The following is a 15,452-nucleotide window of genomic DNA, read 5'->3' as shown; positions in this document are numbered from 1 at the left end:
GAGGTAACCGCAGTGTAAGCCACTAAAACGCTTCATGCGTGACGTTCGCAGCTACAGACTGTGTTTAGAGCGAATAGTTTTGTCGCCTGCCGCAGCCTCCGGGACACGCCCGTGTTCGGCTATCATGGCGGTTTTTTCCAGGAGACCCGCCCATGGCCAAGGCCAAGCGCTTGTATGGCTGCACAGAGTGCGGCGCGACCTTCCCCAAATGGGCCGGCCAGTGCGGTGACTGCGGGGCCTGGAACACCCTGGTCGAGACCATGATCGAAAGCGGCGGTGCCGCGGCGCCGAGCGGGCGTGCCGGCTGGACCGGGCAGCAGGCGCAGATCAAGACCCTGGCCGAGGTCAGCGTCGAGGAGATCCCACGCTTCACCACCAGCAGCACCGAGCTTGACCGCGTGCTCGGCGGTGGCCTGGTGGACGGCTCGGTGGTGCTGATTGGCGGTGACCCGGGGATCGGCAAATCCACCATCCTTCTGCAGACCCTGTGCAATATCGCCACGCAGATGCCGGCGCTGTATGTCACCGGTGAGGAGTCGCAGCAGCAGGTGGCCATGCGCTCCCGGCGCCTGGGCCTGCCCCAGGACCAGCTCAAGGTCATGACCGAAACCTGCATCGAGACCATCATCGCCACCGCTCGCCAGGAGAAGCCGCGGGTGATGGTCATCGACTCGATCCAGACCATCTTTACCGAGCAGTTACAGTCGGCCCCGGGCGGTGTCGCCCAGGTGCGCGAGAGCACGGCGTTGCTGGTGCGCTACGCCAAGCAGAGCGGCACGGCGATCTTCCTGGTCGGCCACGTCACCAAGGAAGGCTCGCTGGCCGGGCCACGGGTGCTCGAGCACATGGTCGATACCGTGCTGTATTTCGAGGGTGAGTCCGACGGCCGCCTGCGCCTGCTGCGCGCGGTGAAGAACCGCTTCGGCGCGGTCAACGAACTGGGCGTGTTCGGCATGACCGACCGTGGCCTCAAGGAGGTCTCCAATCCCTCGGCGATCTTCCTCAACCGTACCCAGGAGGAAGTGCCGGGTAGCGTGGTCATGGCCACCTGGGAGGGGACCCGGCCGATGCTGGTAGAGGTCCAGGCGCTGGTCGACGACAGCCATCTGGCCAACCCGCGACGGGTGACCCTGGGCCTGGACCAGAACCGCCTGGCCATGCTGCTGGCGGTGCTTCACCGGCACGGTGGCATCCCCACCCATGATCAGGACGTGTTCCTTAACGTCGTTGGCGGCGTGAAGGTGCTCGAAACCGCCTCGGACCTGGCGTTGCTGGCCGCAGTGATGTCGAGCCTGCGCAACCGTCCTCTGGCCCATGGCCTGCTGGTGTTTGGCGAAATTGGCCTGTCGGGCGAGGTGCGTCCGGTGCCCAGTGGCCAGGAGCGCCTGAAGGAGGCGGCCAAGCATGGCTTCAAGCGCGCCATCGTGCCCAAGGGCAACGCACCGAAGGAAGCGCCCGCCGGTTTGCAGGTAATTGCCGTGACCCGTCTGGAACAGGCGCTGGATGCACTCTTCGAGTAATGCTGTTTCTTGCAAGTGATTCTCAATAACCAGTAGCATACCGCCACCTTGCGACCACCCCATGGAGAGCGTGTGGCGGAGTTTGACCTCAAGCGGCTGTTCATAAAGCACGCGAAAAATCTTCAGGGCCTGCTCTCGCGCAAGGTGCGCGACCCGCAGCTGGCGGCCGACCTGGTGCAGGACAGTTTCCTGCGCCTGGCCGAGCAGCAACGTCACGAGCCAATCGAAAACGCCCAGGCCTACCTGTACCGCACGGCGCACAACCTGATGATCGATCACGTGCGCCAGCAGCAGCGGCGCAAGACCGACACGGTGCCCCACGAAGCTTTCGAGGCGATCGTCGAGGACAGCCCCGGACTTGAGGAGCAGGCCGTGCGCGAGCAGCACCTGCGTCGCCTGCAGGCGATCCTCGGCGAGCTGCCCGAACGCACCCGGGAAATCTTTCGCCTGAACCGCCTGGAAGGCATGACCCACTCCGAGGTCGCCCGGCACCTGGGGATCTCCGACAGCTCGGTGCAAAAGCATCTGGCCAAGGCCCTGGCCTATGTGATGCAGTGCCTGCAGGAAACCGAATGACCAACGGTTTACTGACAAATGCCGCTTCAGACGTCAGCCCAGACATAACCAGATCGCGAGAGAACCGTGTGAGCAGCCAGAACGAGCAAGCCATCCGCGAGCAGGCCGCCGAGTGGGTGGTGCTGGAGGGGGGCGGCCCCCTTGACCCGGAGCAGCAGCGAGCGTTGGCGCAGTGGTGCGCCAGCGATCCGCGGCATGCCCGGGCCTATGCCTTCGCCCAGGCGACCTGGGCCGAGCTTGGGCAAGTGGCGGGGCTGGCGCCTTCGACCGTGCACCGCGCGTCGCCGGCCAGGCCCGAGCGCCCTCGCGCCAGGCGGCGTTCGACGCGGCTGCGTTGGGCGGCGGCCAGTAGTGCGATGCTGTTGTTGGCGATACTGGGGGTCGAACAAGGGCCGCGATTGATCGTCGACTGGCGCGCCGACTACGCCACGGCGGCCGGCGAGGTGCGCCAGGTGAGCTTGCCCGATGGCAGCCGGATCGACCTCGACAGCCGCAGCGCGGTGCAGCTCGATTTCGATGACCGGCAACGCCGGGTGCGCCTGTTGGCCGGCGAGGCGGTGTTCAGCGCCGCGCCCGTTACTGCCGATGAACCGCGCCCCTTTGTGGTCGAGTATGCCGGCGCCACCAGCCAGGCCTTGGGCACGCGTTTCGTGGTGGGCGGGGTGGGTGACGGCGGTTGGGTGGGCATGCTCGAACACAGTGTCGAGGTGCGCTTGCAGGCCGAACCGAGTCAAGGCGCCTCCCGGCAGATCCTGCAGCAGGGGCAGGCGCTGCGCTACGACCACGCCGAGGGTGTCCGCCCATGGCCCGGGCGCGATCTGCAGAGGGCCACCGACTGGCAACGGGGTGTGCTGGTGTTCGAACGCCAGCCCCTGGCCGAGGTAGTCGAACGCTTGAATCGCTACCGCGACGGCCGGCTGGTGGTGGCGGATGGCGCGCTGGCGCGGCGCGAGGTGAGCGGGGTGTTCCGCCTCGACAACCTGGCCGACGCCGCCGATACCCTGACCCGCGAGCTGAAGGCCAAACGCTTGCAGTTGCCGGGCTTGACCGTGATCTACTGAGATTTTCGAAAAAACTTTCAATTGGCGTTACTGAGTTTTTCCGCGTTGCTCGTCTGACTGTTGAGATTGATTTTCATTACTAGAAAACGCCAACAGACGAGACGCGCAGTGAGCACGCAATCAACTCGATCCCTCCGGCCTCTGAGCCGCATCGCCCTTGCCGGCAGCCTGACCCTGGGCACCTGCACCCTGCCGATGGGGATCGGCATGGTGCAGGCTGCCAGCGCCACCAGCAGTGTCCAGCACACTGTCATTCAGTTCGACATTCCCGCCCAGCCCCTCGACAGCGCCGTGCTGGCCTATGCCGAGCAGTCCGGTGTGCAGGTGTTCTTCGACAGCCGAACCCTGGCCGGCTTGCAAAGCGAGGGGCTGCACGGGGGCTACGGCATCGAGGAGGGGCTGCACCGGTTGCTGCGCGGCATGCCCGTGCGCTATCGCTTCAGCGCCCCCGGGCAGGTAGGCCTGGAGCGTCTGGCCGAGGGTGGCCAGGCCATGGAACTGGGCGCCACCCATATCGATTCGGCGCGCGACGGCGACTGGGTCTACCAGACGCCCCGTTCGGTCAGCGTGATCACCCGCGAGCAGATCGACAAGCGTCCGCCGCGGCATGCCGCCGACATGCTCGAGCAGACCGCGGGCGTGTACACCGCGGTCAACCAGCGCGACCCCGGCCTGTCGGTGAACATCCGCGGCGTGCAGGACTATGGCCGGGTCAACATGAATATCGATGGCATGCGCCAGAACTTCAGCGTCAACGGCCACCAGCAGCGCAACGGCACGATGTTCATCGACCCGGAGTTCGTCAGCAGCGTCGAGATCGAGAAGGGCAGCCAGTCTGGCATGGGCGGCGCGGGCGTGCTCGGCGGCATCGCCACCTTCAATACCCTCGATGCTCGCGAGTTCATCGGACCGGACAAGGAATACGGCGGACGCGTGCGCGCCGGGCATGGCATCGGCGAGCTGGGCAACGGCACCTACTTCAATGGCAGTGGTGTGTTTGCCTTCGGCAACGAAAAAGGTGACGTGCTGCTGGGCATGAGCGAGCGCCATTTTGGCGACTATCGCGCCGGCACTCGCAACCGTGACAACCTCGGCAGCGAAATGCGCCTGCGCAAGTTCTACCCTCGGGCCTGGAACAACTGGCTGGAATCCGAAGTGGGCGACATGGGGACCGTGACCCGTTCAAACCTGGTCAAGCTGGGCCTGAACCTGCCTGAAAGCCAACGCCTGCAGTTGAGCTACCTGGAGACCGACACCGACAGCAAGGATGCCTGGACCTGGCTGGCCGATGACGGCAACTCGTTCTACTACCGACGCTCGGCCAGCAGCGATGTCACCGCCAGGAACGTCGCGCTCGACTACAGCTATGCGCCGGACAACGACCTGATCGACTTCAAGGCCAAGCTGTATTTCGTCACCACCCGCCAGGACCGCTGGAACAACGGCAACACCGCCAGTGCCAGCAGTGGCAACCTCTACGCGCCCTACACCGATCACTTCCAGACCGACACCTGGGGGCTGCAGGCGCAGAATACCTCGCGGTTCTATATCGGCCAGAGCGACAGCCTGCAGTTCAACTATGGTGCCGAGCTGTTTCTCGACACCTTCAAGCCCAGCAGCGAACGCATTCCGGCCCCCAACGAGAAAAGCAACCCGTTCGTCACCGGTGCCGACCCCGATGGCAAACGTGCGATGGGTAGCCTGTTCGGTGATGTCACGTTCGAGCACGGTGGCTGGCTGACCCTGGATGCGGGCCTGCGTTACGACCGCTATCGGCTCTCTGGCAAGACCGGGTTGACCACCTGGATGTACCCCCAGGGTGTGACCGGCGTGGACATTCTCAGGGAACGTACCGAGCTGATGTATGACGTCGAGCGCGAAGAGGGTCGCTTCTCGCCGACCTTCGGTGTCGCGGTCAAGCCGGGGCTGGACTGGCTGCAGCTGTATACCCGCTGGGGCCGTGGCTGGCGTCCGCCCGCGGTGACCGAGGCCTTCATGAGTGGCAAGCCCCACGGCGGTGGCAACGAGATGGTCTACCCCAACCCCTTCCTCAAGCCAGAGAGTTCGCACAACTGGGAGGCCGGATTCAATGTATTCAAGGAATCGTTGTTTCGCCAAGGTGACCGCCTGGGCATGAAGGTCGCGTATTTCGACACGCGGATCGACAACTTCTCGTTCCTCGACTACAGCGCCGACTTGCCCGGTACCGATGTGACGGGCTTGTCACTGGGACAGAGCGCTTACCAGAACAACCTCAAAGGCACCACGTTCCGTGGCGTGGAGTACTCGCTCGACTACGACAACGGCCGTTTCTACAGCCAGCTCAGCTACACCCACATGATCGGCAGCAATGATTTCTGCTCCAAGCAGCTGTACATGGGCGGCGGCACCAAGCGAGTGTCGGCAGGGGAGCAATGGGTGGACATGGATTTCGGCGGATTCACCATTCCCGTGCTGATGCCGGCCTACAGCATCGTCGACGATCCCGCGCTGAATGATCAGGTCAGCTGTGGCGAAATCATGGGCAATGCCGCCTACATGCCGTCCGACCGGGGCGCACTCACCGCCGGCCTGCGCTTCTTCGACAATACCCTGGATATCGGTGCTCGCCTGCGCTACAGCGCTGGCAATGGCGAGCACCTGAACAGCCAGGGCTTCGGCAACCTCGAGAAGGCCCGCTGGCCGGAATACAAGGTGTACGACCTGTACGCCAGCTACTGGGCGACCAAGCAGTTGAACATCGCCCTGTCGCTGGAGAACGTCACCGACCAGGCCTACTTCGTGGCCATGGGCGACGCCAACAACCTGTCCCTGGCAAGGGGACGGACCCTGACCGGCATGCTCGAGTACCACTTCTGATCCCCCAGGTTCGCCCGATTCCGGGCAACGCGCAGGCAACGGTTGCCTGCGTCTTCAACTGCAAGACCAAGAGGAATTGAAATGTCTCTTTCCGTTACCTACGCGGCTTCCTTCGCCAACGTCACCGTCGACCAGTACCTGTCGGTCTGGGCCACCGGTTTCAAGACTGCCGATCACAACGCCAGCAACACCGGCGGCTTCAACGAAGGCGGCACCGATGGCAGCCAGTACGCCATTCGCGGCACCAACGGCTCCAACTACGCCGTGATCGCCCAGAGCGATACCCAGACCGGCCTGCACTATGTCTGGGACTCGGCACTGCCGGCTGGCAACAACCTGAACCACTACCTGTACGGCGAACTCGACACCGTGACCCTGGGCAACAATCTGCTCAAGGACGCCAGCGGCAACTACAGCGTGCAGTCGCTGGCCGTGAGCTTCGACGGCCTGGACCTGAACGCCGCGCAAGGCGCCGGCCGTGCCGGCAACGACGTGCACAACGTCATCTACAACCTCATGCAGGGCAAGACCGGCGCGCTGGAAACCGTGCTGGACAACCTGCTGGCCGACTATGGCGTCTCCACCAACAGCACCTTCGCCCAGATCGACGCGGCCCTGGCTGCCGGCCCGGTTCACGCCGCTGCCGCCGAAGCGGTCGGCGTGCAGGCGCTGCCCGAGGACCTGGCCCTGGCGGCCTGAGCGCAGGCATGAAAAAGCGAATGGAAGGTCACCCCGCCATTCGCTGATCTGATGCACTTACCCCGCAGCCCGTGTCTTTGCCGGGCCCAGGCTGCGGCGGTGCGAATTCTGTGGCGACGACAGGGCGAATGCAATCGCCGGTCGGCGCCTTCTACGAGGTTTCCAACAAATGCGAACCGCTCCCGCCGCGGCCAATGAAGTGCTGCGGGCGCTCAGGGCCTGCCGTGCCGGGCTTGGCAACGTTGCGCTGTTCACTGCGGTGATCAACGTGCTGATGCTGGCCCCGGCGCTGTACATGCTGCAGGTCTACGACCGGGTCCTGTCGTCGCGCAACGAGATGACCCTGCTGATGCTCAGCCTCATGGTGCTCGGGGTGTTCGCCTTCATGGGCCTGCTGGAGTGGTTGCGCAGCCAGGTGGTGATCCGCCTGGGCACGCGCATGGACATGGACCTCAACCCACGGGTGTTCGAGGCCGCCTACGAGGCCAGCCTGGCCGGGCACAAGGGCGCCGCGGGGCAGATGCTCGCCGACCTGACCGCGCTGCGCCAGTTCGCCACCGGCCAGGCCCTGTTCGCGTTCTTCGACGCGCCGTGGTTCCCGGTGTACCTGCTGGTGATGTTCATGTTCAGCCCATGGCTCGGCCTGATGGCGCTGTTGGGGGCGGTACTGCTGACGCTGCTGGCCTGGGTCAACGAGCGCCTGACCCAGGCGCCGTTCGCCGAGGCCGGGCAGCTGTCGCAGCAGGCCGGCCTGGAAGCCAGCGCCAACCTGCGCAACGCCGAGGTGATCGAGGCCATGGGTATGCTGGCGCCGGTGCGCCAGCGCTGGGCGCGCCTGCACCATGGCTTCCTGGCCCGGCAGAACCTGGGCAGCGAGCGTACCGCGGCGGTCACCGCATTGACCAAGACCGTGCGCCTGGCCCTGCAGTCGCTGGTGCTCGGCCTGGGCGCCTGGCTGGCCATCGAGCAATTGATCACGCCGGGGATGATGATCGCCGGTTCCATCCTCATGGCCCGAGTGCTGGCGCCGATCGACCAGTTGATCGGTGCCTGGCGCCAATGGAGTGGTGCGCGCCTGGCCTATCAGCGCCTCAGCGAGCTGCTGCAGGCCCAGCCGCCGCGTTCGGCGGGCATGCCGTTGCCGGTGCCGCTCGGCAAGCTTACGGTCGAGCAGGTGGGCGCGACGCAGCCGGGCAGCAGCCGTCTGTGCCTGAACAACCTGGGCTTCGAACTGCCGGCGGGTGAGTCACTGGGGATCATCGGTCCGTCCGGCTCGGGCAAGTCGACCCTGGCGCGGCTGCTGGTCGGCGCCGTTGCCCCGGCGAGCGGCAAGGTTCGCCTGGATGGCGCGGACCTGAGGGTCTGGGACCGTGGCGCACTGGGTCAGCATATCGGCTACCTGCCCCAGGACGTGCAGCTGTTCGCCGGCAGCATCGCCGACAATATCGCCCGGCTCGGCGCGGTGGATGGCCAGCAGGTGGTGGCCGCGGCGCAGCTGGCGGGGGTGCACGACATGATCCTCAAGCTGCCGGGAGGCTATGACACGCTGCTGGGGGAGGGCGGGCTGGGCCTGTCCGGCGGCCAGCGCCAGCGCATCGGCCTGGCGCGGGCGCTGTACGGGCTGCCGGCGCTGATCGTGCTCGACGAGCCCAATTCCAATCTCGATGACGCTGGGGAGCAGGCATTGGTCGAGGCCATTGCCAGGCTGCGCGAGCACAAGCGCACGTTGATCCTGATCACCCACAAGTCCTCGCTGTTGGCCGGCCTGGACAACCTGCTGATGCTCAAGGGCGGCCAGTTGCAGGCCTTCGGCCCCACCGCCCGGGTGCTGCAGGACGCACAGCGGGCAGCCCGGCCTGCTCCCGCCCCCGTCGCGCCATCCTCCACACGCAACCCTATCGGCCTGAGCGTCACCTTCGGCCAGCCAAGAGCCTGACTTCATGAGCGTACACGCCCTTTCCACGCAAAAGACCGAGGCGAGCCTGCTCAGCCTCGACGAACACCGCCCGGGCCGGGTGGGCCGCTGGCTGGTGCTGGCAGGTTTCGGTGGCTTCCTCCTGTGGGCCGCGCTGGCGCCGCTGGACAAAGGCGTGCCGGTCAGCGGCAGCGTGATGGTTGCCGGTAGCCGACAGGCCGTGCAGCACCCCACGGGCGGGGTGATCGAGCAGTTGCTGGTGCGTGACGGTGACACGGTGAGCGCCGGCCAGGTCGTGCTGCGCATGGACCCGACCCAGGCCCAGGCCCAGGTCGGTTCGCTGCGGGTGCAGTACGTCAACGCCCGCGCCGCCGAGGCGCGCCTGCTGGCCGAGCGCGATGGCAGGGCTTCGATCGAGTTCCCCCAAGGACTGCGTGACCAGGCCGCCAGTGCCTGGGTGGCCACGGTGCTGGAGAGCCAGCGGCAACTGCGCAGCAGCCGCGCCCAGGCGCTGGATATGGAGCTCGGTGGCCTGCGCGAGAGCATTGCCGGCGCCGAAGCCTCGTTGCAGGGCCTGCAAGGCTCGTTGGCCAGCAAACAGGCCCAGCGTGACGCGTTGGACGAGCAGCTGGGCGGCCTGCGCGAACTGGCCCGGGACGGCTACATCGCCCGCAATCGCCTGCTCGACAGCGAGCGCCTGTTGGCCCAGGTCAACGGCTCGATCGCCGAGGACTTCGGCAGCATCGGTCGCACCCGGCGCCAGGTGCTGGAACTCAAGCTGCGCATCGGTCAGCGCCAGCAGGAGTACCAGAACGAGGTGCGCCAGCAGCTCGCCGAGCTGCAGGCCAGCGCCGAGGACCTGGACAACCGCCTGCGCAGCGCCGAATTCGAGCTGGCCCATACCCAGGTGCGGGCCCCCGTGGCCGGCACGGTGGTTGGTCTGAGCGTGTTCACCAACGGCGGTGTCATCGCCCGGGGCCAGCAACTGATGGAGATCGTGCCGCGCGATGCGCCGTTGCTGGTCGACGCCCGGGCCTCGGTGGACATGGTCGACCGCCTGCGCCCAGGGCTGCCGGTGGAGCTGATGTTCGTCGCCTTCAACCAGAGCACCACGCCACGGGTGGATGGCGAGGTGACCCTCGTCTCCGCCGACCGCCTGCTCGACGAAAAGACCCAGCAGCCCTACTACCAGGTGCGCATCAAGGTCAGCGAGCAGGGCCTTGGCCAACTGGCCGGCCTGGATATCCGCCCGGGCATGCCGGTGGAGGCCTTCGTGCGAACCGGCGAGCGCTCGATGCTCAACTACCTGTTCAAACCATTGGCCGACCGGGTGCATGTCGCCCTGGCCGAGGAATAAGGGGATGTCCGTGCTTTTGCGTGCCGCCTGCCCGCTGCTGTTGTTCACCAGCCTGTCGGCGCAGGCCCTGGACCTGGGCGACGCCTATGCCCTGGCCTTGCGCAACGATCCCACCTGGCAGGGTTCCATCGCCGAGCGCGAAGCGGGGCTCGAGAACCTGGCGATCGGTCGCGCTGGCCTGCTGCCCAGGCTGTCGTACCGCTACAACCGCGCCCGCAACGATTCCGAGGTGACCCAACGCAGCCAGTTCGGTGATGTGACCACCCAGCGCGACTACCGCAGCTACAGTTCGACCCTGACCCTCGAGCAGCCGTTGTTCGACTATGCCGCCTGGAGCGACTACCGCCGTGGCGTGGCCCAGGCCGCCCTGGCCGACGAGCGCTATCGTGGCCGTGGCCAGGAGCTGATGGTGCGCCTGTTCGGCGCCTACAGCGAAGCGCTGTTCGCCAACGAGCAGATCGCCCTGGCCCAGGCCCAGCGGCGTACCTACGCCGAGCAGCTGACCCTCAACGAGCGCCTGCTCAAGGGCGGCGAGGGCACCCGCACCGATGTGCTGGAAACCCGCGCCCGTTATGAGCTGGCCCAGGCCCAGGAGATCGAGGCCGGCGACAATCTCGATGCGGCGTTGCGGGCCTTGCAGGCGATCATCGGCGAGCCGGTGGCGGTCGAGGACCTGGCGCCGATGACCGGCGACTTCCGCGTCCAGACCCTCACCCCCACGCGTTTCGAGCCCTGGCGCGACCTGGCCGTCGCCCACAACGCCGAGCTGGCCAGCCAGCGCCATGGGCTCGAGGTTGCCGAGCAGAACATCGAGCGGCAACGGGCCGGGCACCTGCCTTCGTTGAGTGCCTATGCCAGCAAGGGCATTTCCAGTTCCAGCTCCGAGAGCAGCTACAACCAGCGCTACGACACCGACAGCATCGGTGTGCAGTTGAGCGTGCCGCTGTTTGCCGGCGGCGGTGTACAGGCGTCGGTGCGCCAGGCCCGGGCCCAGCGTGATGCCGCGGGTTTTGAGCTGGATGCGCAGCTGCGCGACACGCTGAACCAGCTGCGTCGACAGTTCAACCTGTGCGCCAGTGGCACAGCAAAGATTCGTGCCTACGACCTGGCGGTGAAGGCTGCCTCGGCCCTGGTGCAGGCCACGCGCAAGAGCGTGCGGGGAGGGGAGCGGGTCAACCTCGACGTGCTGGATGCCGAGCAACAGCTATTCGGTGCCAGGCGCGATCTGGCGCAGGCACGGCATGAGTACCTGCGGGCTTGGTTGCAGTTGCGCTATCTGGCGGGGGTGTTGGAGGTGGGGGATCTGAATGTGTTGAGTGGGTACTTTCATTCACATGGATAAGCATGTGTGAAATTTATATCCAGGGTTCATTGGGTTTGATTGGTTAATTATTCTCGGTTCTCGTGCTGGAGATATCTATGAAGAAGGTGACGAGGTCAATTATATGGCGTGTGGATGCGGGAGTGTTTTCTTCCAGGTGCATTTTGTTGTTTGAATAATCTACCGATACCCAAGGGGCTTTCGCTATGAGCTCCACGCGCTGACGGTCTTGAGTGAGCATGCCCAGCACATAGGGATCGCTTTGTTCTCCAAAACGCTTTTTCAGTAGTTCTCGGCCATAAAAATTTGCTGATTGAATAGAAAGTTTTTTAATATTTTTGGTGTATTTTGGGTTTTGTTGATGCAGTTGGTCGACGCTTTCGGGCGCTGAATCGTAAGCGGTACGCAACAGTTTGTGTAGGTCAAGAAACTCTTGCTTTTCGCTGGGGGTAGTGGCGTTGGATGCTTTCATGGCAATTTTTAGAAGCTTATCATTGTGTGGTTTATCTTGATGGCGTATGCCTATCCTTCTATTTCCTGAGGGGTCGGTGAAGTTTGTAGGATTGTTGGAGCAGTAAGCATAAGCGTTGATGCCTCCCGCTCGGAATGGGCTCAAAGCGTCCGGAGAGTTAAAGCGCATGAGCGTTGGATTGTAGTTTCTTTTCCCATTTCCAAGTAGATAACCCATTGTGATGAGCTCTTGAACTTTTCCGGTGTAGGCAAGCGGCTGCCTATCAGTGTCCGTGCGCGAGACACTGCCAAAGGATACATAGCTGTAAACTGTAGTGACACGATCACTTGAGTCATGACTGGACATGATGGAGTGCTGCCTGTCTCTTGCCAGAAGGCGCATGATTCGAGAACTCCGGGTTTATATGAGGGCCAACGGTTTCGGTGTGGGCAATTTTCATGCGTTTTGCCCAGCCACGCGTCGTACTGGCTACTGTCCTTCATTGTTACGAGCGTCGAAACTGGCATAAATACCAGGTGGAGCAGTAGGCCTTCTCTGCCTGCCTTCTTTGGTCACGCTCACCACGATGAAAAAAAGGAGCCGACGATGCGCGTCGGCTCCCCCTCGATGACCGTCCTGGTCAGCGATCAGTGTTCGGCAACTGCCTTGCGCCTGGGCGCCTCGTTGCCGTGCTCGTCGAGTTCCAGCACCGGAACCTCGTTGCCGTCGGCGTCGAACAGCTTGCCGTCCTTGAAGTAGTCGCCATCGCGCAGGGCCGAGATGTCCGAGTACTGGATGGTGCGCTCGTAGGCCGCGGCGAACACCGACTGGTTCTCCGAGTTGCCGGTGGTGAAGTGGTTGAAGATCAGGTTCAGCAGGATGGCCATGATCGCCGCCGAGCTGATGCCGGAGTGGAAGATGGTTTCGAACCAGCTCGGGAAGTTGTGGTAGAAGGTCGGCGCCGCGATCGGGATCATGCCGAAGCCCAGCGAGGCGGCGACGATGATCAGGTTGACGTTGTTCTTGTAGTTGACCTTGGACAGGGTGCGGATGCCGCTGGCCGCCACGGTGCCGAACAGCACGATGCCCGCGCCACCCAGGACCGGGGTCGGTACCGCGGCAATGACCCGGCCCATGATCGGCAGCAGGCCCAGCACCACCAGGATCACCCCGCCGGTGGCCACCACGTAGCGGCTCTTCACTCCGGTCACGGCCACCAGGCCGACGTTCTGGGCGAAGGCGCTCTGGGTGAACGAGCCGAAGATCGGTGCCAGGATGCTCGACGCCATGTCGGCGCGCAGGCCGTTGCCCAGGCGCTTGGAGTCGACCTTGGTGTCGATGATCTCACCGACTGCGAGGATGTCCGCCGAGGTTTCCACCAGGGTCACCATGATCACGATGCACATCGACAGGATCGCGGCGATGTGGAAGGTCGGCATGCCGAAGTGGAACGGCGTGGGGAAGGCAAAGATCGGGCCTTCGGTGACCTTGCTGAAATCGGTCATGCCCAGCGCCCAGGCAATCAGGGTGCCGGCGACCATGGCCAGGAGGATCGACAGGCGCGAGATACTCGCACTGCCCAGCTTGCTCAGCAGCAGGACGATAGCGAAGGTCAGCCCGGCCAGGCCGATGTTGGCCACGCTGCCGAATTCCGGCGAGGCGCTGTTGCCACCCATCACCCAGCGCGCGGCCACCGGCATCAGGGTCAGGCCGATGGTGGTGATGACGATGCCGGTGACCAGTGGTGGGAAGAACTTGGTGATGCGCGAGAACACCGGAGTGATCAGGAAACCGATCAGCGAGGCCGCCATCACCGCGCCCAGCACCGAAGGCAAGCCGCCGCCACTCTGACTGCCGAGGATCGCGCCCATGGTCGCCACGCCGGCGAACGATACGCCCTGCACCAATGGCAGCTGGCAGCCGAAAAACGGCAGGCCAAGGGTCTGCAGCAACGTGGCCAGGCCCCCGGCGAACAGCGAGGCAGCGATCAGCAGGCCGATTTCCGCCGGGGCCAGGCCGGCGGCCTGGCCGAGGATCAGGGGGACGGCGACGATCCCTCCATACATGGTCAGGACATGCTGCAGCCCGTAGGCCAGGTTGGCGCCGAGGCCGAGGTTCTCGTCCTCGGGGCGCGGGGCGGGAGACGTGCTGGGGGACGTGGTCATGGAGCAGGCTCTCTGTTTATTGTTGTGCCGCTACTGTAGACAACTACCACAAAAAATTGCCACAAAAATTGTATACAAAGTTTTGATCGTAGCGACGGAACGGGTGCGTCCAGGGTGCGTGAAACCTGGATGCAGGTTGCGTTCCAACATGCAGGAGGCTGTTCCAGAGGGGTGTGTACAAACAGGCTGGCAGGCGTAGGAAAGCTGTCTGGCCGGACAGGAAAGCCGTCACGACCAGATAGATAGCAGGCTAAGAGATATCAATCTTCGATGAGTTCGCGCAGCTCGCGCATCATTTCGGTGCCGTCGGCCAGGTTCAGTTCCACAAGACGGTGCAGGTGGGTCATCGAATCGATGTCGATGTACAGGCAGACAAAGCCCAGGCGGGTCGGTTCTTCGTGACGCAGTTCGACCTGCATCTGCACCTGGGTCTTCCTGTCGTCGAGGTGGATGACGGCTTCGAAGTCCTGCGTCAGATCGGCGTCCCAGGGCCTGGGGCATTCGATCAGCAGGCCCTTGAGCGACAGGTCAAGCAGTTTCACCGGCCAGTGACGTTCGCCCTGGCGCAGCTCGGTGGGGGCGTCGAAGGCGATGCGTTGGAAACGGCGGCGATCGTCGTGGGAGCTGGTCATGGCTGGGTCCTCGTCAGATCTTCTGACTATAGCCCAGCCATGGATATCCCTGTCGGCGGATCAACCAGAGGCTATCTACCGCCGAGGATGTTCACATCGCTGCAGTTGTAGAAGCCTTCGCCCTCCGGATCCACCCGCTGCCAACGGCTGTAGATGACACGCTTGCCGGTGTGGTTCTTCAGGTCGACCTCCAGTTCGTAGTAGCCGTTCACCGGTGGCACGTCACCGATTTCCTGTACCAGTTCCAGGTCGTCCCACTTCAGCGCGCGCTCTGCGGGGTTGTAGCCCGGCTTGGACACATAGATCTCCCAGTAGCTGGGGTTGTGCACGGCCTCGATCTTGTAGCGCATGCGCACTTTGTTGTCGGCACCCTTGAGCAGTTCCTGGGTGGCCCACTCGGCGGGTTGGTCCAGGCCGCTCTTGTCGTTGACCACGACGTGCAGCTGCTGCGCATTGCCCACTGCCTTGCTCGCTCCACTCTTGGCCTTGTGTACCACCGCCGGGTCCACGACATTGCCCGCAGAGCACAGCTGGCCGTCGGGAATGGCCTTTTTGACCGCTTCGATGTTGCGGTAGTCAGTGACGTTCTTCGACACCTCGTGCCACTGGTTGAACTGATAGACCGCCTGCAGGGCGTCGTTGCCGAACTTGCGGTAGACGTGTTGGTAAGCCGCCCTGCAGCCGGGACTCTTGATGCTCGAACCATCCTCCGGCCAATGGAAATCCTGTGCGTTGTAGCAAGCCAGTTGGCGCGCCACAGGTACTTCCATGGCGCCATGCAGGGGTTCGATGGGGGCGGCATAGGCTTGCATTGCCACCGAGGCGAGCAGGCTGGTGAAAGAGGCCTTGAGCAGGTAGTTGAATTTCATTGCACCGCATCCTTGTGTATTCAAGAC

At 64.1% G+C, this 15,452-nt stretch carries 12 protein-coding genes; 8 read left to right on the top strand and 4 right to left on the bottom strand.

Annotated elements, in window-relative coordinates; translation table 11 throughout:
- Positions 1–152: 152 nt before the first annotated feature.
- The 8 genes from radA to V0R62_RS20830 all read left to right on the top strand — a co-directional run bounded on the left by radA (position 153) and on the right by V0R62_RS20830 (position 11,329).
- Positions 153–1,520, top strand: a complete 1,368-nt coding sequence (gene radA / locus V0R62_RS20865) for a DNA repair protein RadA (protein ID WP_028691337.1) — start codon at positions 153–155, stop codon at positions 1,518–1,520.
- A gap of 72 nt (positions 1,521–1,592) precedes the next feature.
- Positions 1,593–2,096 carry an RNA polymerase sigma factor gene (locus V0R62_RS20860; protein WP_330105036.1) on the top strand — a complete coding sequence of 168 codons (504 nt, stop codon included), beginning with the start codon at positions 1,593–1,595 and terminating at the stop codon, positions 2,094–2,096.
- A gap of 68 nt (positions 2,097–2,164) precedes the next feature.
- The gene (locus V0R62_RS20855) at positions 2,165–3,157 is read left to right on the top strand and encodes a FecR family protein (RefSeq protein ID WP_330105035.1); all 993 of its coding nucleotides are present in this window, start codon (positions 2,165–2,167) and stop codon (positions 3,155–3,157) included.
- Between the two features lie 108 nt (positions 3,158–3,265).
- Complete coding sequence (locus V0R62_RS20850; protein ID WP_408005708.1) at positions 3,266–6,016, top strand: TonB-dependent receptor; 2,751 nt, start codon at positions 3,266–3,268, stop codon at positions 6,014–6,016.
- Between the two features lie 81 nt (positions 6,017–6,097).
- Entirely contained in the window at positions 6,098–6,715 is a 618-nt protein-coding gene (locus V0R62_RS20845) for a heme acquisition protein HasA (protein ID WP_186734190.1), read from the top strand.
- A 169-nt stretch (positions 6,716–6,884) separates the two neighbouring features.
- Positions 6,885–8,651: a type I secretion system permease/ATPase gene (locus tag V0R62_RS20840; RefSeq protein WP_330105034.1), complete on the top strand. Its 1,767-nt coding sequence runs from the start codon at positions 6,885–6,887 to the stop codon at positions 8,649–8,651.
- Between the two features lie 4 nt (positions 8,652–8,655).
- The gene (locus V0R62_RS20835) at positions 8,656–9,987 is read left to right on the top strand and encodes an HlyD family type I secretion periplasmic adaptor subunit (protein ID WP_330105033.1); all 1,332 of its coding nucleotides are present in this window, start codon (positions 8,656–8,658) and stop codon (positions 9,985–9,987) included.
- Positions 9,988–9,991: 4 nt separating this feature from the next.
- Positions 9,992–11,329, top strand: coding sequence for a TolC family outer membrane protein (locus V0R62_RS20830; protein ID WP_330105032.1), 1,338 nt, complete (start codon positions 9,992–9,994; stop codon positions 11,327–11,329).
- Between the two features lie 43 nt (positions 11,330–11,372).
- Here the strand turns inward: V0R62_RS20830 and V0R62_RS20825 are convergent, their stop codons facing one another.
- The 4 genes from V0R62_RS20825 to V0R62_RS20810 form a co-directional block, all read right to left on the bottom strand.
- The gene (locus V0R62_RS20825) at positions 11,373–12,161 is read right to left on the bottom strand and encodes an RHS repeat-associated core domain-containing protein (protein WP_330105031.1); all 789 of its coding nucleotides are present in this window, start codon (positions 12,159–12,161) and stop codon (positions 11,373–11,375) included.
- A 245-nt stretch (positions 12,162–12,406) separates the two neighbouring features.
- Positions 12,407–13,924 carry a nucleobase:cation symporter-2 family protein gene (locus V0R62_RS20820; protein WP_050706911.1) on the bottom strand — a complete coding sequence of 506 codons (1,518 nt, stop codon included), beginning with the start codon at positions 13,922–13,924 and terminating at the stop codon, positions 12,407–12,409.
- A 260-nt stretch (positions 13,925–14,184) separates the two neighbouring features.
- A complete protein-coding gene (locus V0R62_RS20815) occupies positions 14,185–14,556 on the bottom strand; it encodes a PilZ domain-containing protein (protein WP_330105030.1) in 372 nt (123 codons plus the stop codon).
- 71 nt (positions 14,557–14,627) lie between these two features.
- Positions 14,628–15,425 carry a lytic polysaccharide monooxygenase gene (locus V0R62_RS20810; RefSeq protein ID WP_330105029.1) on the bottom strand — a complete coding sequence of 266 codons (798 nt, stop codon included), beginning with the start codon at positions 15,423–15,425 and terminating at the stop codon, positions 14,628–14,630.
- Between the last annotated feature and the right edge of the window lie 27 nt (positions 15,426–15,452).

The organism is Pseudomonas carassii (genome assembly GCF_036324045.1).
Lineage (GTDB): Bacteria > Pseudomonadota > Gammaproteobacteria > Pseudomonadales > Pseudomonadaceae > Aquipseudomonas > Aquipseudomonas peradeniyensis.
The sequence above is the reverse complement of the archived record's forward strand: the minus strand, read 5'-3'. Positions and strand labels throughout refer to the sequence as shown.